Source organism: Streptomyces acidiscabies (genome assembly GCF_020010905.1).
GTDB lineage: Bacteria > Actinomycetota > Actinomycetes > Streptomycetales > Streptomycetaceae > Streptomyces > Streptomyces acidiscabies.
In genome coordinates this window covers 3440767-3459307 of sequence record NZ_JAGJBY010000001.1, presented here as the reverse complement: position 1 = coordinate 3459307, position 18541 = coordinate 3440767, and the positions used below count along the sequence as shown (strand labels likewise).

Here is an 18541-nt window from a genome sequence, read left to right as displayed (position 1 = left end):
GCACCTCACACCCTGCACTAGTACGCAGTTCCCGCACCCGCCCCCGGCACTCCACGCCCGTACACGCCCGCCAACCCTGCGTTTTGCGCCCACCTCCTACCACCCCACACCCACGCACGGCTCCCCGCGCCTCGCGCCCCACACTTGCCCCCCAACACCCAACCCCCGCCTCACCCCCACCCCAACTCCCCCTGGGGGTCTGGGGGCAGCGCCCCCAGGGATGGGACGGGTAGGGGCGGCGGGGGCGAGGAAAAGTTTGTCCCCGCCGCACACGTGAGCCCCCCGCAACCCCACCGAAACCCCCAAGCAATCCCCCCGAATCCCCCCGCCTCTAATTTCTGTCGAGCGACAGAAACCGCCCGCCCGGAGGCCCTCATGGCAACAGCCACCCCGCACGGAGCCCGCGCCCACGCCAGAGCCCAGGAAGGCACGAAGGCAGCGGCCATGCCGGTGATACCGGCGAGAGAGTGGCCGCAACCACCGTGTGAAGCAGGCCATTTGACGTGGGCGGAAACGGTGGCGGGAGGCAACTACACACACCGCACGCTGGCCAGGGGAACGGAGTTGAGGCTCACGGACGTAGAGGGAGACGCCTGCGCGCACATCCTCCTGTACGCCGACACCCGCCCCTGGGAACGTCTGAACGTCGCGGACACGGTGAAGGTCCAGTGGAACGCGTACGTCACGGAGGGCACACTCCTCCTCTCGGACCAGGGAAGGGTCCTGGCGACGATCACGCAGGACACGTCGGGACGGCACGACGCCCTGTGCGGCACGTCAACTCTCGTACGGAACAAGGCCCGTTACGGCGACGGCACCCCCCAGTCCCCCACCCCCGCAGGCAGAGAACTCCTGAAACTCGCGGCGGCGAAGAACGGCCTGGACCCCCGGGACCTCCCCCCGTCGCTGTCGTTCTTCCAGGGCGTACACATCCAGCAGGACGGCACCGTCGACTTCACCGGCTCCGCAGGCCCCGGCGCCGGCATCACCCTCCGCACGGAACAGGACGTAACGATCCTGATCGCGAACGTCCCCCACCCGTCGGACCCCCGCGAGGACTACACGTGTACCCCCCTGGAGGTACTGGCCTGGCGCGCGGCCCCCACGACGGACCAGGACCCCCTGTGGACGTCCACCCCGGAGGCCCGCAGAGCGTTCCTGAACACCGCAGAGTTCCTCACGGCAAGGGGTCAGGCATGACGGTGGTAGCCCCCCGGTCAGCATGGTCGGCGACGGTACGGAAGGGCGAGTCCCTCACGATCACGGACCTGCACGGCAACCAGGCCGTCGACTTCCTGGTGTACGACGCCCAGGACACGACGATCCGCTACAGCGCCCCGGACACGATCCACGCCCAGGGCACCATCTTCCTGACGACGGGAAGCGTGCTGCTGTCGAACGAACACACCCCGCTGATGACGGTGACGAGGGACGACGTGGGCCGCCACGACACGGTGGGCGGCGCCTGCTCGAAGGAGTCGAACACCCTCCGCTACGGCCACCACACCTGGTCCCAGCACGCATGCGTGGACAACTTCCTCGCGGAGGGCGCCAAGTACGGCCTCGGCAAACGGGACTTGGTGTCGAACATCAACTGGTACATGAACGTCCCCGTAGACGAGGACGGCACGCTGGGCATCGTCGACGGCATCTCCTCCCCCGGCCTCTCCGTGACCCTGCGGGCGGACCGCGACGTCCTGGTCCTGGTCTCCAACTGCCCCCAGATCAACAACCCGTGCAACGGCTTCGACCCGACGGCGGTGGAGATGACGATCGAAGGGGCACCGGACGGGGAGGCGGAACAGGCATGACCTTCGACACCCTCCTCATAGCCAACCGGGGCGAGATAGCCGCCCGCATCATCCGCACGGCACGCCAACTAGGCCTGCGCACAGTCGCCGTGTACTCCGACCCGGACCGCGCATCCCCCCACGTACGCCTAGCCGACGAGGCGGTCCGCCTGGGCCCGGCCCCGGCGAAGGACTCGTACCTGAACCCCGACCTCGTCCTGAAGGCCGCACAGGACACCGGCGCGGGAGCGATCCACCCCGGCTACGGATTCCTCTCGGAGAACGCCGACTTCGCCCGCCGCTGCGAGGCCGCGGGCATCGTCTTCGTCGGCCCCACCCCCACCCACCTGGACCTCTTCGGCGCCAAACACACGGCACGGGCAGCGGCCCAGGCGGCAGGCGTCCCCCTGGCCCCCGGCACGGACCTGCTCCCCTCCCTCGAAGTGGCCCTGGAACAGGCCGAGTCGATCGGCTACCCGGTGATGCTGAAGGCGACCGGCGGAGGCGGCGGCATCGGCATGTCGGCCTGCCGCACGCCCCAAGACCTCACCGCCGCCTGGGAGTCGGTCCACCGCGTGGCCGCCGCCTCCTTCTCCTCGGCCGGCGTCTTCCTGGAACGCCTGGTGGAACACGCCCGCCACGTCGAGGTCCAGGTCTTCGGCGACGGCACCGGCAAGGTCGTCACCTTCGGCGACCGCGACTGCTCCCTCCAGCGCCGCAACCAGAAGGTGATCGAGGAGGCCCCGGCCCCCGGCCTCCCGGACCACATCAGACACCAACTCACCGCCAGCGCCCACGACTTGTGCGCCTCGGTCGCCTACCGATCGGCGGGCACCGTCGAGTTCGTGTACGACGCGACCCGCGAGGAGGCGTACTTCCTGGAAGTCAACACCCGCCTCCAGGTGGAACACCCGGTCACGGAGGAGATCTACGGCGTCGACCTGGTCGCCTGGATGCTGCGCCTGGCCCAGGGCGACCGGAACATCGTCCGCACCCCGCCCCAGCCACGCGGCCACGCCGTCGAGGCCCGCCTCTACGCCGAGGACCCCACCCGCGAACACCGCCCCAGCGCAGGCCTGTTGACGCGGGTCGCCTACCCGGACGGCGTACGCGTCGACGGCTGGGTGGAGACCGGCACGGAGGTGACGACGGCGTACGACCCGATGCTCGCGAAGGTCATCGCGCACGGCACCGACCGCGCCGACGCGCTGCGCCGCCTGTCCGAGGCGCTGGCCGGCACCAGGGTCGACGGCATCGAGACGAACCTCGGCCTGCTGCGAGCGGCGCTGGAGCAGGGCGAGTTCAGGTCGGCGGCCCACTCCACGGCGACCCTGACGACGGTCACCGACCCGACGCCCCGCATCGAGGTCGTGTCCGCCGGAACGCTCACGACGGTCCAGGACTGGCCCGGCCGCACCGGGCACTGGCAGGTGGGTGTCCCGCCGTCGGGCCCGATGGACGACCGCTCGTTCCGGGCCGGGAACCTGGCGCTGGGGAACCCGGAGGGCACGGCTGGGCTCGAATGCACGCTCCAGGGCCCGGAGTTGAGGTTCACGCACGCGGCGCGGGTGTGCGTGACGGGCGCACCGGCGCCGGTGACGGTGGACGGTGCGGAGGCTCCGCAGTGGGAGCCGGTGACGGTGCCGGCCGGGGGCGTACTGAAGGTCGGGGCTCCGACGGAACACGGACTGCGGACGTACGTACTGTTCGCGGGCGGCCTGGACGTACCCGAATTCCTGGGCAGCGCAAGCACGTTCACGCTGGGACGGTTCGGCGGGCACGGGGGGAGGACGCTGCGACCGGGGGACGTACTACACCCCAACTGCATCGCCACCGGAGAAAAAACCCCTCACCCAGTCAACTCCCCCGCCTTCAACTCCACTTGGCACCTCGCCGTCACCGAAGGCCCCCACGCCGCCCCGGAGTTCTTCACCGAAGCCGACATCCACGACTTCTACGCCGCCGACTGGAAAGTCCACTTCAACTCGGCCCGCACCGGCGTCCGCCTCGTCGGCCCGAAACCCCGCTGGTCCCGCACCGACGGCGGCGAAGCCGGCCTGCACCCCTCCAACATCCACGACACCCCGTACTCCGTGGGCGCCGTCGACTACACCGGCGACATGCCGGTCCTCCTCGGCCCGGACGGCCCCTCCCTCGGCGGCTTCGTCTGCCCGGCGACGATCCACTCCACGGAACGCTGGAAGCTGGGCCAGCTCCGCCCCGGCGACACGGTCCGCTTCACCCCGGTCGACCCGACAGGCGCCGCACGCGCGGAAATCGTGGACGGCGGCATCCTGGCCCGCGAAGGCGACGTCACCTACCGCCGCAGCGGCGACGACAACCTCCTGGTCGAATTCGGCCCCATGCACCTGGACCTGGCGCTGCGCATACGCGTCCACGCCCTCATGGAAGCGGTGACGCGGGCGGCGATCGAGGGCGTCACGGACCTCACCCCAGGCATCCGCTCCCTCCAGATCAAGACGGACCCGAACCGCCTCCCCCTGCCCGAACTCCTCGCCCGCACACGCGAGTTGGCATCAGCACTCCCGCCCACGGACCAACTCACCGTCCCCTCCCGCACGATCCACCTCCCCCTCTCCTGGGACGACCCCGCCACCCGCGAGGCCATCGCCCGCTACATGGCCGGCGTCCGCGACGACGCCCCCTGGTGCCCCTGGAACATCGAGTTCATCCGCCGCGTCAACGGCCTCGCCACCCCGGACGACGTCCACCGCACGGTCTTCGACGCGGAGTACCTCGTACTCGGCCTGGGCGACGTCTACTTGGGCGCCCCGGTCGCCACCCCGCTCGACCCCCGCCACCGCCTGGTCACCACCAAGTACAACCCGGCCCGCACCTGGACCGCCGAGAACTCCGTCGGCATCGGCGGCGCCTACCTGTGCATCTACGGCATGGAGGGCCCCGGCGGCTACCAGTTCGTCGGCCGCACCACCCAGGTCTGGTCCCCCTGGCAGCAGCGCGGCGCCTTCGAACCCGGCAAACCGTGGCTCCTGCGCTTCTTCGACCGCATCAAGTGGTACCCGGTCGACGCGGACGAACTCCTCGACCTGCGCGCCGACATCACGTCCGGCCGCTTCGTCCCCCGCGTCGAGGAGGGTACGTTCTCCCTGGCGGAGTACGAGCGCTTCATCACCGAACACGCCGACTCCATCACGGAGTTCAGACGAACCCAGCAACAAGCCTTCGCCTCCGAACGCCAAGCCTGGGAAGAGGCGGGCGAGTTCGCCCGAGCCGAAGCCGCCGACGCACCCCCACCGCCCCCGGCCGCCCCCATCGAGATCCCGCCGGGCGGACGCCTCATCGAGGCCGAATTCGCGGCGTCCGTCTGGCAGTTGAACGTCAAGCAAGGCGACCACGTCACCCTGGGCCAACCCCTCCTGGCCCTGGAGGCGATGAAGATGGAGTCACGCGTCAACGCGCCGACTCCCGGAATCGTCCACGAGATCCTGACCAAACCCGGCGACCAGGTGGAAGCTGGAACAGCACTCCTGATCCTGACCCCGGCCGTGAACTGAAAGAGGAGCACGCCCCATGCTCATCACCCGAGTCCGCGCCGCCTACGCCCGCATCCACGCCGTGGACCGCCCGGAGATCTGGATCACCTTGCGCCCCCAGGCGGAGGTGGAGGCGGAGGCCCAAGCCCTGGAGACCCGCCTCGCGTCCGGCGAGCACCTCCCCCTCGCCGGCCAACTCCTCGCCGTCAAGGGCAACATCGACGTGGCCGGCATCCCGACAACGGCCGCCTGCCCCTCGTACGCATACGACCCCCCGGCCGACGCCCCCGTGGTCGCCCGCCTCCGCGCCGCCGGCGCCCTCGTCCTCGGCGCCACGAACCTCGACCAGTTCGCCACAGGCCTGGTCGGCACCCGCTCCCCGCACGGCGCCGTACGCAATGCCCACGACCCGTCCCGCATCAGCGGCGGCTCCAGCTCGGGCTCGGCGGTCGCGGTGGCCCTGGGCATCGCGGACCTGTCCCTGGGCACGGACACGGCGGGCTCCGGCCGGGTCCCGGCGGCCTTCAACGGCATAGTCGGCCTCAAACCGACGAAGGGCCTGGTCCCGACGGACGGCGTGGTCCCGGCCTGCGCCTCCCTGGACTGCGTGACGGTCTTCGCCCGCACCCTGCGAGAAGCCGAACAGGCCCTGTCCCACATGATGACCACCCCCAGCCCCACCCCACCCCGAGCCCCGGGCCCGTGGCGCATAGCGATAGCCACCCCCGACGACCTGGGCCCCTTGGACGAAGGCTGGCAAGAGGCCTACGACGCGGCAGTCCACCAACTCCGGTCCGCAGGCGCCGAGATCCGCACCCTCGACCTCACCCCGTTCACGGAAGCGGCGGCGATGCTCTACGAGGGCGCCTTCGTCGCCGAACGCTACACAGCGGTAGGCGAGTTCATAGAAAAAGCCACCCCCGACCTGGACCCCACGGTAGCCACGATCATCACCAAGGCCCGGAACATCCCGGCCCACCAACTCTTCGCGGACCAGGCAAAGTTGGCAACACTACGCGCCCAGGCCCTAAAGGAACTGGCAGACGCGGACGCCCTATTGCTCCCCACCACCCCAACACACCCCACCCTGGCGGAAGTAGCGGCAAACCCCTTCACCACCAACGCCCGCCTGGGCCGCTTCACCAACTCCACCAACCTCTTCGACCTGGCAGCAGCAGCAATCCCCGCAGGCAAGGTGAACAACCTCCCCTTCGGCGTAATGCTGATAGCCCCGACCCACACGGACGAACGCCTACCCAGAATCGCGGAGCTGCTGACGAGGAACGTCCAACTGGCGGTAGTAGGCGCCCACTTGACGGGCCAACCCTTGAACCCCCAACTCCTGTCACTGGGCGCAACCCTGAACCGCACCACAACAACAGCCCCGACCTACCACCTGTACGCCCTGAACACGACCCCACCAAAGCCGGGCCTGGTGCACGTAGGTGAAGGGGGAGCCCAGATAGAAACAGAGATCTGGAACATCCCTCCGGAGGGCCTGGGCCACTTCCTGTCAGCCCTCCCCCGCCCGATGACACTGGGCAAGGTAGAGCTGACAGACGGCACCCAGGTCACGGGTTTCCTCTGCGAACCCAGCGCACTGAAGAACGCAGAGGACATCACAACGCACGGAGGTTGGCGCGCCTACCTGGAAACTGGCGCGCCCCCTATCAACAGGCGCGAGGCATCGGTCTTTTAGGGGCGCGGGGCTGTATCAATGTGCGGCTACCGCCGCGCGGGCGCGACCAGCCACAGTCAACCCGCACCCGCCCCCCAACCTCACCCCACCGACGAATAGGCGACAACCCCCCGCAACACCCCCTCAACAGCCTTCCGCGCAGCCTTAGGCACAGTAGACCCCTCAGAAGGCGCCGCAGCAGCAACCTGCCCCAACACATCAATCACCTGCTTACACCACCGCACAAAATCCCCCGCAGGCATCTCCGCCTCCCGAAGCACCTCATCCAACCCACTCCCGGAAGCCCACATGAACACAGCCCAGGCAAACCCAAGATCCGGCTCCCGCTGCCCGACCCCCTCCGTCTGACTGATCTTGAACTCTTCCTCAAGCGCATCCAACCGCCCCCAGATCCGCACCGTCTCCCCCAGCGCGGCCTTCGCCGCCCCGGACGGCACCTTGGGAGCCATCGCGTCATCACCGACACGAGCCTCGTACACCAACGCGGAAACGCACGCGGCGAGTTCGGCGGGCGACAACCCTTCCCAGACCCCGGCCCGCAGACATTCACTGGCGAGCAGATCGAGTTCACCGTACAACCGGGCCAACCGCCGCCCATGCTCGGTGACTTCGTCCCCGCGCAGATAATCCAGCTCGGTCAGCAGCGCGACGATCCGATCGAAGGTCCGGGCGATCGTATTGGTCCGCCCCTCGATCCGCCGCTCCAACTGAGACGTGTCCCGCAGCAACCGGTGATACCGCTCGGCCCACCGCGCATGATCCTCGCGCTCGGAGCACCCATGACAGGGATGCGCCCGCAACTCCGCCCGCAGCCGGGCGATCTCCCGATCGTCGGCGGCCTGGGCCCGCTGCTTACGGGCCCGCTCGGGCGGAATATGCCCGGCCTTGGTCCGCAGAGCGGACGCGAGATCCCGCCGCGACTGAGGCGAGCGCGGATTGAAGGTCTTGGGAATCCGCATCCGATCGAGCGCCTCGACCGGCACCGGGAAATCGATGGAGGCAAGCCGCTTGACCTGCCGCTCGGCGGTCAACACCAAAGGCCGGGGCCCGTCATGATGCTCGAACCCCCGATGCCCGTTGGCCCGCCCCGCAGGCAGCCCCGGATCGAGAACGAGCGCGAGCCCGGCGTACTTGCCGGTGGGCACATGAATGACGTCACCAGGCTTGAGCCGCTCCAGCGAGACCGCGGACTCGGCACGCCGCTGAGCCACCCCCTGCCGCGCCAACTCGGTCTCGCGGTCCTTGAGTTCGCGGCGCAGCCGCGCGTACTCCTCGAAGTCCCCGAGATGGCAGGTCATCGACTCCTTGTAGCCGTCGAGCCCCTCCTCGTTGCGCTGGACCTGCCGGGAGATCCCGACGACCGACCGGTCGGCCTGGAACTGCGCGAACGACGTCTCCAGCAGCTCCCGCGACCGGTGCCGCCCGAACTGCTCGACGAGGTTGACGGCCATGTTGTACGACGGCCGGAAACTCGACCGCAGCGGGTACGTCCGCGTGCCCGCGAGCCCCGCGAGGTGCTCGGGGCTCATGGCCCGCTGCCACAGCACGACCGCGTGCCCCTCGACATCGATGCCCCGCCGCCCGGCCCGCCCGGTGAGCTGCGTGTACTCCCCCGGCGTGATGTCCGCGTGCTGCTCGCCGTTCCACTTGACGAGTTTTTCGAGGACGACGGACCTGGCGGGCATGTTGATGCCGAGCGCCAGCGTCTCCGTGGCGAAGACGGCCTTGACGAGCCCGCGCACGAACAGTTCCTCGACGACCTCCTTGAAGGTCGGCAGCATCCCGGCGTGGTGCGCGGCGATGCCCCGCTCCAGCCCCTCCAGCCACTCGAAGTAGCCGAGGACGTGCAGATCCTCGCGGGGGATGGCGGCCGTACGCTCCTCGACGAGCGCCCGCACCTCGGCCCTCGACTCGTCGTCGTTGAGCCTGAGGCCGGCGTACAGACACTGCTGCACGGCGGCCTCGCAGGCGGCGCGGCTGAAGATGAAGGTGATCGCGGGGAGCAGGCCCTCGGCGTCGAGCCGCTCGATGACCTCGGGGCGCCCCGGCGTCCACACGCGCGAGCGCGAACGGCGTTCCCGCTCCCGGTCGGCCTCCCGCATCCGGCCGCGTTTGCGGTCCTGGTACGACGGCTTGGACGCCTCCATGCGCGCGAGCCGGGCGAGGTCGGGGTTGACGGCCTTCTTGCTGCCCTCGCCCTCCTCGAACAGGTCGTACATCCGGCGGCCCGCCAGCACGTGCTGGAACAGGGGCACGGGACGGTGCTCGGAGACGATGACCTCGGTGTCCCCGCGGACGGTGTCCAGCCAGTCGCCGAACTCCTCCGCGTTGGACACGGTCGCGGACAGCGAGACGAGTGTCACCGACTCGGGGAGGTGGATGATCACCTCTTCCCACACGGCGCCCCGGAACCGGTCGGAGAGGTAGTGCACCTCGTCCATCACCACGTACCCGAGGCCCAGCAGCGTCTGCGAGCCCGCGTACAGCATGTTCCGCAGCACCTCGGTCGTCATCACGACCACCGGCGCATCGGAGTTGACGCTGTTGTCGCCCGTCAGCAGCCCGACCTTGTCCGCGCCGTAGCGGCGGCACAGATCGGCGTACTTCTGGTTGGAGAGCGCCTTGATGGGGGTCGTGTAGAAACACTTCTTCCCCTGCCCGAGGGCCAGATGGACGGCGAACTCGCCGACGATCGTCTTGCCCGACCCCGTAGGAGCGGCAACCAGCACCCCCTTCCCCGCCTCAAGCGCCCGACAGGCCTCGATCTGGAAAGCATCGAGCCCGAACTCATACATCTCGCGGAACCCGGCCAGCGCGGTCGCCTGCTCGACAGCACGCCTGCGCGCCGCCGCATACCGCTCAGCCGGGGAGAGGTCCTCTGTCATCGTGCTTCGAGCGTACCGGCCGCCACTGACAACGGGACGATCATTATCCGGATCCTGGACAAACGGAGACGGCCGGGCGCCTTGTGGGCGTCCGGCCGCGTCCTGCGATCGAAGGGGGGTCAGGTCACGTCGTCGTACCCGTTGACCCGTTCCGTGCTCGACTGGCCCGGCAGCGCGCGGGCGGACGGTACCGACTCGACCTCGCCGATGTCCGAGGGAGTCAGGTCCAGTTCGGACGCCTCGTCGTCGCCGGGGCCCATTTCCTCGCGGCGGCGCTTGCGGCGGTCGTTGAGCAGCGAGAAACCGGTCGCGGCGAAGTACAGGGCGACGATGGGAGCCGCGAGCGACAGCATCGAGACCGGGTCGACGGTCGGCGTCGCGAAGGCCGCGAAGACCGTGACGCCCATGACCATGCCGCGCCACCAGCTGAGCATCCGCTTGCCGGTGACGATGCCGGTGAGGTTGAGCAGGACCAGCAGCAGCGGCAGCTCGAAGGAGAGACCGAAGACGATCACCATGCGGGTGACCAGGTCGAGCAGCTCGTCGAGCGGCAGGAGGTTGATCGTCCCGTCGGGGGTGAGGCCGAGCATCACCTCGGCCGCTGCGGGCAGCACGTGGTACGAGAACCAGCCGCCCGCCATGAAGAGCGGAGCGCCGGCGCCGACGAACGCGTACGCATACTTCCGCTCGTGCTTGTGCAGACCGGGAGCGATGAACGCCCACAGCTGGTAGAGCCAGATCGGGCTGGCGAGGACCACGCCGGCCGTCAACGACACCTTGATCATCAGCGTGAACGGGCCCATCAGGCCCGACATCGTGATGTTGCCGCAGGCGCCGTCCTTGCGCTTCGCCAGCTCGGTGAAGTCGGCCGTGCAGCCCACCTGGTGCCGGATCGGCTCCGTCAGGACGTTGATGATGTCCTGGTAATAGACGGCCCCGACAATCGCGCACAGGATGATGGCCAGCACGGCCTTGCCCAGGCGGTTGCGCAGCTCACGAAGGTGTTCCACGAGGGGCATCCGCCCCTCGGGATCCTTCTCCTTCTTGCGGGCAGACTTGAGCAACCCACGTTCCCATCTTGTACGGGCCGGAGGTCACCGGCCCTGCGTCAGCGCTTGGTGGAGTCCGTCGGCTCGGTGACCGGGCGGGAGCTGGTCACGTCGCCGGGGGCCGCCTGGATGGTGCGCTGAGCCTGGTCGCCGGGGGTGGGTGGGGCGGACGGAGCGGCGGCGCTGCTGCCGCTCTCCTCCTTCATCGCCTTGGCCTCGCTCTTGAGGATCCGCGCGGACTTGCCGAGCGAGCGGGCCATGTCCGGAAGCTTCTTCGCACCGAACAGCAGGACGATGACGACGAGGATCAAAATGATCTCGGTGGGGCCGAGCCTACCCATAGCTTTTACCTTCTTCACCGAGGCGACATGGTCCGAATACCTGGCCGGTCGGACATCCGTCCGACCACCGTGCTGTCAGCGATCGTAACGCTCAAGGGTGAACGTCAGGCAATCCCCGTGCGTACTCCCTGTTCCGCGAATCGGGCCTCGTTCTCCGGTCCGCGATCAGCAGCGTACCCGCCGTACCGGTCGGCGCGGGAGGGAGAAGTCGCCCAAATCGCATCCGCCGCCCGACTCACAGAACCGTCACAGCCGCACTCACAGCGAGTCGGCGGCCCGCGCGGTGCTCACCGCCGCCCGCTCCAGCTCCTCCGCGGCCCGCCCGATCCGCTCCGCGGACACCGCCACCTGCGCCCCGAGCCGCCGCGCCGCCACGAACACCCGCACCGCGAGCACCCCCAGCACGACCAGCCCGAGAAATCCCACAGCAACCGCGACCATCGCCCAGAACATGCCCCGAGCGTAGCGCTCCACGGGAAGCCCGCTGACAGGCCCGACCCCTACGACCCCTGCAACCGCAGCGTCCGCACCCCGGCCCCCATCAGCAGCCCCACGATCCGCTCCCCCGCCGGCTTGCGCACCGCCTCCCCGCACTGCGGGCACGTGAAGGAGTAGAACGTCGTCCGGCTGCTCCCCCCGATCGCCAGCATGAACGCCTCGGCCCCCAGCTCGAACTTCTCCCGGCACTCGGGGCACCCGGCGGTGAACACGACCGGCATGACGGTCTCGATTCCCACGTCCTTCATACCCGCGAAGGCCGTGGCGACCGTCATCTCCCCGTCGACCGCGACATCCCGGTCCGCCTCGCCCCTCTGCCCGACCGCCGCGCCGCGGTCCGCCTCGGCCCCCCGCCTCACCGACGCCCACGGATCGACCGGCACCCCCCGCCCCTCAAGCGTCTCGCTCACCCGCCCGCTCCCCCCGTCTCGACCTGGTCGTACGCGGCCAGCGCCTCCCGCGCCGCCCGCCGGGCACTGTCCGCGAGATCCTGCGGCGCGACGATCCGCCCATCGGCCCCCAGCCTGAGCGCGAGCCGCCGCAAGGACGCCGGGTCGGGAGTGCGCAGGGTGATCCGCAGCCCCCCGTCCGGCAGCTCGTCGGCACTGTCGTGCGGGTAGTACTCGGCGACCCAGCGACCGCCGGGACCCACCTCCACGACGACCTCCGGATCCTCCGCGGCAGGCTGCACGAGCCCCAGCGACAGATCCCGCAGCTCCACCTCCGGCGGCACCGACGGCTCGTCGAGGATCTTGATCTCGGCGACCCGGTCGAGCCGGAACGTCCGCCGCGCCTCGGACCGTCGGCACCACGCCTCGACGTACGTGTGCCCGACACTGACCAGCCGGATCGGGTCGATCTCCCGCTCGGTGACCTCGTCGCGCGCGGGCGAGTAGTAGCGGATCCACAGCCGGCGCCGCTCGGCGATCGCCCGGTCGACGTCGGCGAAGACACCGCCCTCGGACTCGAAGGTCACCGACAGACGCGCACTGGAGACGGCCGCCTCACCGGCCGCCGCCTCGACCTTCGCGGTGGCCCGCAGCAGCGCCTGCCGGCCGCCCTCGCGCAGCCCCGGCAGCGTGGCGACCGCACGCGCGGCGACCAGCAGCGCCGTCGCCTCGTCGGCGGCCAGCCGCAGGGGCTCGGCGACGTCGTCCGGGTTGTGCCACCAGATGTGCTCGCCGTCGGTGTCGATGTCGAGAAGGTCCCCGCCCCGGAAGCTGGTCCCGCACATCGGCAGCACATCCAGGTCGGCGACCAGCTCCTCCTCGCTGATCCCGAACGCCCGCGCCACGTCCTCGACGCGCGCGCCGGGCCGCTCCTTCAGATACGTCACCAGCGACAGCATCCGCCGCGTCTGGTCGATCGCGTTCACCGGCCGTACCGGCTTTCCCGCCATGCTCTCCGTCCCCCTCAGCCCTTGGCCACGGCCCGCAGCCGGTCGACGACGTCCGCCCGCAGCTCGGCGGGCTCGACGACCACCACGTCCGGCCCGAACTCCACCAGCCAGGCGTCCAGACCGTGCCCGTACGGAATCTCCAACTCGTCCCACCCGTCCCCGAGTTCCCGGACCACGGTGGCTTTCGCCCGAAGGGGGTACCCGGAGCCGGTCCGCAGCCGGATCAGCGCACTGCGGTCGGCGCCCTCCCCGGCCCAGCCCGCCACGGTCTCCCGCACGGTGACGACGTCCGGCACCGGCATGATGTACCCGGTCCCCTTCGACCGCACCCGCCCGGTGATCCGCGACAGCCGGAACACCCGCTCCGCGCTCCGGTCCCGGTCGAACCCGGCGAGATACCAGTGCCCGCGCCAGCACTCCAGCGCCCACGGCTCCACATGGCGGGGCTCGGGTCGCGCGGCGGTCGCCTTCCGGTAGTCGAAGACGACCGGCCGACGGTCCCGGCACGCCAGCATCAGCGGCTCGAACGACGCCTCGTGCACGGGGATATGGGGCTCCAGCGCGCCGTGCGCCTCGTACGGGTCGACGTCCTCGGGAAGACCTGCGGCGCGCAGCTTCTGCAAGGCGCCCGAGGCGGCTCCGGCCAGCCTCGCCTGCTGCCACACCTTCGCGGCGACGCCCAGCGCGGCGGCCTCCTCCGCGTCCAGCGTGATCGGCGGGAGCCGGTTGCTGTCGCGGCGGGCGAGGTAGCCGACCTCGCCGTCCAGGTTCTCCACCGTCTCGATGACCAGGCCGAGTTCGCGCAGATCGTCCTTGTCGCGCTCGAACATCCGGTTGAAGGCGTCATCCGCACTCGCTTCGAGATACGCCTCGATGGACTCCCGCAACTCCCGCTTGCTGAGCGGCCTGCGCGTCCCCAGCAGACACAGCGCCAGGTTCATGAGCCGCTCTGCCTTGGCAATGGCCATCGACGCCCTACGCCTTTCCTAAGGTGCTTCCGACGGATGACCGTACCGCCCCGCGCCGCCCCGGCAAAAGCCGAGGGCCCACGCCCCTACAGGCATGGGCCCCACTCGGTCAGCGGCGGTCGTACGCTGCTCAGACCGCGATCAGGTCCACCACGAAGATCAGGGTGGAACCGGCCGGGATCGCCGGGGTCGGGGACTGGTCCCCGTACCCGAGGTGCGGCGGGATCGTCAGCCGGCGACGGCCGCCGACCTTCATGCCCTGCACACCCTGGTCCCAGCCCTTGATGACGCGGCCTGCGCCCAGCGGGAACTTGAAGGCCGAGCCCCGGTTCCAGCTCGCGTCGAACTCCTCGCCGGTGGCGAAGGTGACGCCCACGTAGTGCACGGTCACGGTCTGACCGGCCTGCGCGACCTCGCCGTCGCCCTCCCAGATGTCCTTGATCTCCAGGTCCGCCGGCGGCTGACCCTCGGGAAAGTCGATCTCGGGCTTCTCGATGCTCACGTCAAACTCCTGGTCGTTCACAAAAAGGCAACCCGCACAGTCTTACACCCCGAGCCGGGTCCCGAAGAAGCCAGGCGGTGTCAGGAGGCAGCCAGGATGTCCACCGTGAACACCATCGTCGACGTCTTCTCGATCCCGCTCCCGCTCGGCGGGTTGTCGCCGTAGCCCAGCGCCGGCGGTACGACGATGACGACGCGGCTGCCGACCTTCTTGCCGGTCAGCCCCTGCGCCCACCCCTTGACGACCTGCTGCAACGAGAACGACGTCGGCGCGCTGCGCTGGTACGACGAGTCGAACTCCTTGCCGGTCTCCCACACGACGCCCTTGTACTGGACGGCCAGCGTGCTGTCCGCCTTCACCACGGCGCCGTCGCCCTCGATGACGTAGTTCGACACCAGGCCCTTCGGCGCGGCCGACTTCGGGATCTCCACCGACGGCGCCTTGCCGTCCGTGTTCGTCCCGACCTTCGGCAGCGCCGCGTCACCCTGCGCGACGTCCTTGCCCTTCGCGGAGGACTTCGCGTTGAACGTGTCCAGCACGTCCACCACGAACACCAGCGTGTCCGTGCCCTTGATGCCCGCCTGCGACTGGCCCTGCGAGCCGTACCCCCAGGTCGGCGGGACCGAGAACTCGACCCGGCTGCCGGTCTTCTTGCCCGCGAGCGCGTACCGCCAGCCGTCGATGATGCTGCCCTGCGCGAGCTGGATGAACAACGGGGTCTTGCGGTCGTAGGAGTTGTCGAAGACCTTCGCCGTGTCCCAGATCTGGCCCAGGTAGTTCGCCCAGACGAAGTCCTTCTCCGCGATCGTCTGCCCGCTGCCCGCGATCAGCGTCTTCACCGCGAGCTGGTCCGACGGAGAGCCGCTGCCCTTCGCCACGACCGGCTTCTCGCCGAACTTCTGACCCGCCGTCACGGCCGGCAGCGGACCGTCCACGACCTTCGGCGCCGGAGCACCCGACGACGACTCGGACGCCGACTGCGACGCACTGTCGCTCGCCTTGCTCGAATCGGACTTGTCGTCGCCACAGCCGGCGAGCGTGACCAGTCCCACGGGGACGGCGGCGAGAATGAGGGAGCGTCGGCGCACGGTGAAAGCCTCGTAATCGATCGATCAACTGGATGGCGTGCGCGCAACTCTACGGCGTGCAAAGGGCGCCGCACTGGAAACGTACGGCGCCCGTGTTGCGTTCCGGCCTGTCACCGGAACGTGTGTCACATCCCGGCGATCAGCTTCTCCACCCGGTCGTCGACCGAACGGAACGGGTCCTTGCACAGCACCGTCCGCTGCGCCTGGTCGTTCAGCTTCAGATGCACCCAGTCCACCGTGAAGTCCCGGCGCTGCTCCTGCGCCCGCCGGATGAAGTCACCGCGCAACCGGGCCCGCGTGGTCTGCGGCGGCACCGACTTGCCCTGGAAGATCTTCAGGTCGTCACAGATCCGCGCCGCCTGCCCCTTGCGCTCCAGCAGGTAGTACAGACCCCGGCGACGGTGGATGTCGTGGTAGGCGAGGTCGATCTGCGCCACCCGCGGATGCGACATCGTCATGTTGTGCTTGGCCCGGTACCGCTCGATCAGCTGGTACTTCATCACCCAGTCGATCTCGGTGCCGATCCGGTCGAGGTCCTCCGACTCGATCGAGTCCAGTGTCCGGCCCCACAGTTCGAGGACCTGCTCGACCGTCCCCGTGCGGATACCGCGCCGCTCGCAGAAGTCGACGGCCTTCTCGTAGTACTCGCGCTGCACTTCGAGCGCCGACGCCTCGCGTCCGCTCGCCAGGCGCACCTTGCGCCGGCCCGTGATGTCGTGACTGACCTCGCGGATCGCCCGGATCGGGTTCTCCAGCGTCAGGTCCCGCATCACCGTGCCCGCCTCGATCATCCGCAGCACCAGGTCGGTCGCGCCGACCTTCAGCAGCATCGTCGTCTCCGACATGTTCGAGTCGCCCACGATCACATGCAGACGCCGGTAGCGCTCCGCGTCCGCGTGCGGCTCGTCGCGCGTGTTGATGATCGGCCGGGAACGCGTCGTCGCCGAGGAGACGCCCTCCCAGATGTGCTCAGCCCGCTGGCTCACGCAGTACACCGCACCGCGCGGGGTCTGGAGCACCTTGCCCGCCCCGCACAGCAGCTGACGCGTCACCAGGAACGGGATCAGGATGTCCGCGAGGCGGGAGAACTCCCCGTGCCTCGCGACCAGATAGTTCTCGTGACAGCCGTAGGAGTTACCGGCCGAGTCCGTGTTGTTCTTGAAGAGGTAGACGTCGCCCGCGATTCCTTCCTCGTGCAGGCGCCGTTCCGCGTCCACCAGAAGCCCTTCGAGAATGCGCTCGCCGGCCTTGTCGTGAGTCACCAGTTCGGTCACGTTGTCACATTCGGGTGTCGCGTATTCGGGGTGCGAACCCACATCCAGATAGAGGCGGGCTCCGTTCCGCAGAAACACATTGCTGCTGCGGCCCCATGACACGACACGGCGGAAGAGGTACCGCGCCACCTCGTCAGGAGACAGACGCCGCTGTCCCCTGAACGTGCACGTGACGCCGTACTCGTTCTCCAGCCCGAAAATGCGGCGGTCCATGACTGAACATTACGCCCGATCCCCCGAACTGAAACGGGGTTCGGCAGCACGGTTCAGATCATTTTCCGACGACACCACCGTCACCGCGCGAACATCGGGTACCGCCATTACCCCTCTCGTCGCCAGCAAAACCAGCAGCGCGGCAAAGCCCGCGACACCCGGCACCACGAACCCCCACAGCGTGCCGCCCGCCTCCACCACCGGGCCCGTCACCCCCGTCCCCAGCGCCTGCCCCACCCCGACCATCGTCACCAGCCACGAGAACGCCTCCGTCACCGTCCCGCGCGGCGCGTACCGGTCCACCAGCACGAACGAACACGCGATCGCCGGCGCCAGGAACACCCCCGCCAGCGCCGTCAGCGCCACCATCGCCACCGCGCCCGGCCGCAGCATCAACGGCAGATAACACACCGCCAGCAGCGCCACGATCACCTCAAGACGCCGCTGCGCCGACCCCGGCCACGACCGCGCCCCGTACACCGTCCCCCCGGCCAGCGCACCGAGTCCCAGCGCCGCCAGCAGCCAGCCGTACACCGCGTCCCCGCCGTGCGCGTCCGCGTACGGCACCGACGCCACCGTGATCGAACCCAGCGCCACCCCGATGAACACACACGCCCCCAGCAGCGCCAGCAGCGGACGCGAGCGCAGCGCGCCCAGCCAGTGCGCCTCGCGCGGAGCCGACCGCCACGCGCGCGAGGGCGGCGACACCACCACCGACAGCGCCCCCAGCACGCCCACCGCGTTGATCAGCAGCAGCGCCGCCTGCTCCGACCACAGCGCCACGCACAGCGTCACCAGCAGCGGGCCCACCGTGAACATCAGCTCCTGCGCCACCGCGTCCATCGCGTACGCCGTGTGCACCTGGTCCTCGCGCTTCAGCACCGACGGCCACAGCGCCCGCAGGCCGCCCTCCAGCGGCGGCGTCAGGAGGCCGGCGGCCACCACCGCCGCGCAGGCCAGCCAGAGGGGCTCCAGGCCCGTCCAGGCGAACACCGCCATGCCCAGGGCCGAGCCCAGCGCCGCCGGCAGCTGCACGCGCGGCTGGCCGTGCAGGTCCACCAGCCGGCCCAGCACCGGCTGGCCCACCGCGTTCGCCACGCCGTACACCGCCGCCAGCACCCCGGCCAGGCTGTACGTGCCGCCCTGCGCGCGCGTGAACAGCACGATCGTGATCGCCGCCGTCGCGCACGGCAGCCGGCCCACCAGGGTGCCCACCAGCAGCCGCGCCGCGTACCGCGCCCGCACGACCTCCCCGTAACCCGCCAGACCCCCGGCCATCGCGCCTCCCACCGCTCAAGTGTTACGTATAACGTCCAGGGT

The 18541-nt window shown here is 69.7% G+C and carries 15 protein-coding genes; 4 read left to right on the top strand and 11 right to left on the bottom strand.

What is annotated here, in order from left to right; genetic code table 11:
* Window positions 1-375: 375 nt before the first annotated feature.
* Genes J8M50_RS16040 through atzF form a run of 4 tightly spaced genes read left to right on the top strand, consistent with a single transcriptional unit; the run spans window position 376 to window position 7004 of the window.
* Complete coding sequence (locus J8M50_RS16040; protein WP_029183352.1) at window positions 376-1200, top strand: urea amidolyase associated protein UAAP1; 825 nt, start codon at window positions 376-378, stop codon at window positions 1198-1200.
* Window positions 1197-1811, top strand: coding sequence for an urea amidolyase associated protein UAAP2 (locus tag J8M50_RS16035; protein ID WP_010350296.1), 615 nt, complete (start codon window positions 1197-1199; stop codon window positions 1809-1811). The genes J8M50_RS16040 and J8M50_RS16035 overlap by 4 nt, the downstream gene beginning before the upstream one ends.
* Window positions 1808-5326 carry a 5-oxoprolinase/urea amidolyase family protein gene (locus J8M50_RS16030; protein WP_010350297.1) on the top strand — a complete coding sequence of 1173 codons (3519 nt, stop codon included), beginning with the start codon at window positions 1808-1810 and terminating at the stop codon, window positions 5324-5326. The genes J8M50_RS16035 and J8M50_RS16030 overlap by 4 nt, the downstream gene beginning before the upstream one ends.
* A gap of 16 nt (window positions 5327-5342) precedes the next feature.
* Complete coding sequence (atzF, locus tag J8M50_RS16025; RefSeq protein ID WP_010350299.1) at window positions 5343-7004, top strand: allophanate hydrolase; 1662 nt, start codon at window positions 5343-5345, stop codon at window positions 7002-7004.
* A gap of 80 nt (window positions 7005-7084) precedes the next feature.
* On the opposite strand, the gene J8M50_RS16020 is transcribed toward atzF, so the two are convergent.
* From J8M50_RS16020 to J8M50_RS15970, 11 genes are all read right to left on the bottom strand, one after another.
* Complete coding sequence (locus J8M50_RS16020; RefSeq protein WP_010350300.1) at window positions 7085-9889, bottom strand: DEAD/DEAH box helicase; 2805 nt, start codon at window positions 9887-9889, stop codon at window positions 7085-7087.
* Between the two features lie 119 nt (window positions 9890-10008).
* Window positions 10009-10953, bottom strand: coding sequence for a twin-arginine translocase subunit TatC (gene tatC, locus J8M50_RS16015; RefSeq protein WP_010350301.1), 945 nt, complete (start codon window positions 10951-10953; stop codon window positions 10009-10011).
* A 44-nt stretch (window positions 10954-10997) separates the two neighbouring features.
* Window positions 10998-11279 (bottom strand): Sec-independent protein translocase subunit TatA, encoded by a 282-nt coding sequence (gene tatA, locus J8M50_RS16010; RefSeq protein WP_010350302.1) that lies wholly within the window; start codon window positions 11277-11279, stop codon window positions 10998-11000.
* A gap of 258 nt (window positions 11280-11537) precedes the next feature.
* Window positions 11538-11732 carry a hypothetical protein gene (locus J8M50_RS16005; protein WP_010350303.1) on the bottom strand — a complete coding sequence of 65 codons (195 nt, stop codon included), beginning with the start codon at window positions 11730-11732 and terminating at the stop codon, window positions 11538-11540.
* 47 nt (window positions 11733-11779) lie between these two features.
* Window positions 11780-12052, bottom strand: a complete 273-nt coding sequence (locus J8M50_RS16000) for a hypothetical protein (RefSeq protein ID WP_029183354.1) — start codon at window positions 12050-12052, stop codon at window positions 11780-11782.
* Between the two features lie 131 nt (window positions 12053-12183).
* Complete coding sequence (locus J8M50_RS15995) at window positions 12184-13176, bottom strand: helix-turn-helix transcriptional regulator (RefSeq protein WP_029183355.1); 993 nt, start codon at window positions 13174-13176, stop codon at window positions 12184-12186.
* Between the two features lie 14 nt (window positions 13177-13190).
* Window positions 13191-14144: a helix-turn-helix transcriptional regulator gene (locus J8M50_RS15990; RefSeq protein ID WP_010350306.1), complete on the bottom strand. Its 954-nt coding sequence runs from the start codon at window positions 14142-14144 to the stop codon at window positions 13191-13193.
* 130 nt (window positions 14145-14274) lie between these two features.
* Complete coding sequence (locus J8M50_RS15985; protein ID WP_010350307.1) at window positions 14275-14646, bottom strand: FKBP-type peptidyl-prolyl cis-trans isomerase; 372 nt, start codon at window positions 14644-14646, stop codon at window positions 14275-14277.
* Window positions 14647-14726: 80 nt separating this feature from the next.
* Entirely contained in the window at window positions 14727-15734 is a 1008-nt protein-coding gene (locus J8M50_RS15980; RefSeq protein ID WP_010350308.1) for an FKBP-type peptidyl-prolyl cis-trans isomerase, read from the bottom strand.
* A 125-nt stretch (window positions 15735-15859) separates the two neighbouring features.
* Window positions 15860-17221, bottom strand: coding sequence for a Pup--protein ligase (pafA, locus tag J8M50_RS15975; protein ID WP_010350309.1), 1362 nt, complete (start codon window positions 17219-17221; stop codon window positions 15860-15862).
* Between the two features lie 9 nt (window positions 17222-17230).
* Window positions 17231-18499: an MFS transporter gene (locus tag J8M50_RS15970; protein ID WP_010350310.1), complete on the bottom strand. Its 1269-nt coding sequence runs from the start codon at window positions 18497-18499 to the stop codon at window positions 17231-17233.
* Window positions 18500-18541 lie beyond the last annotated feature (42 nt).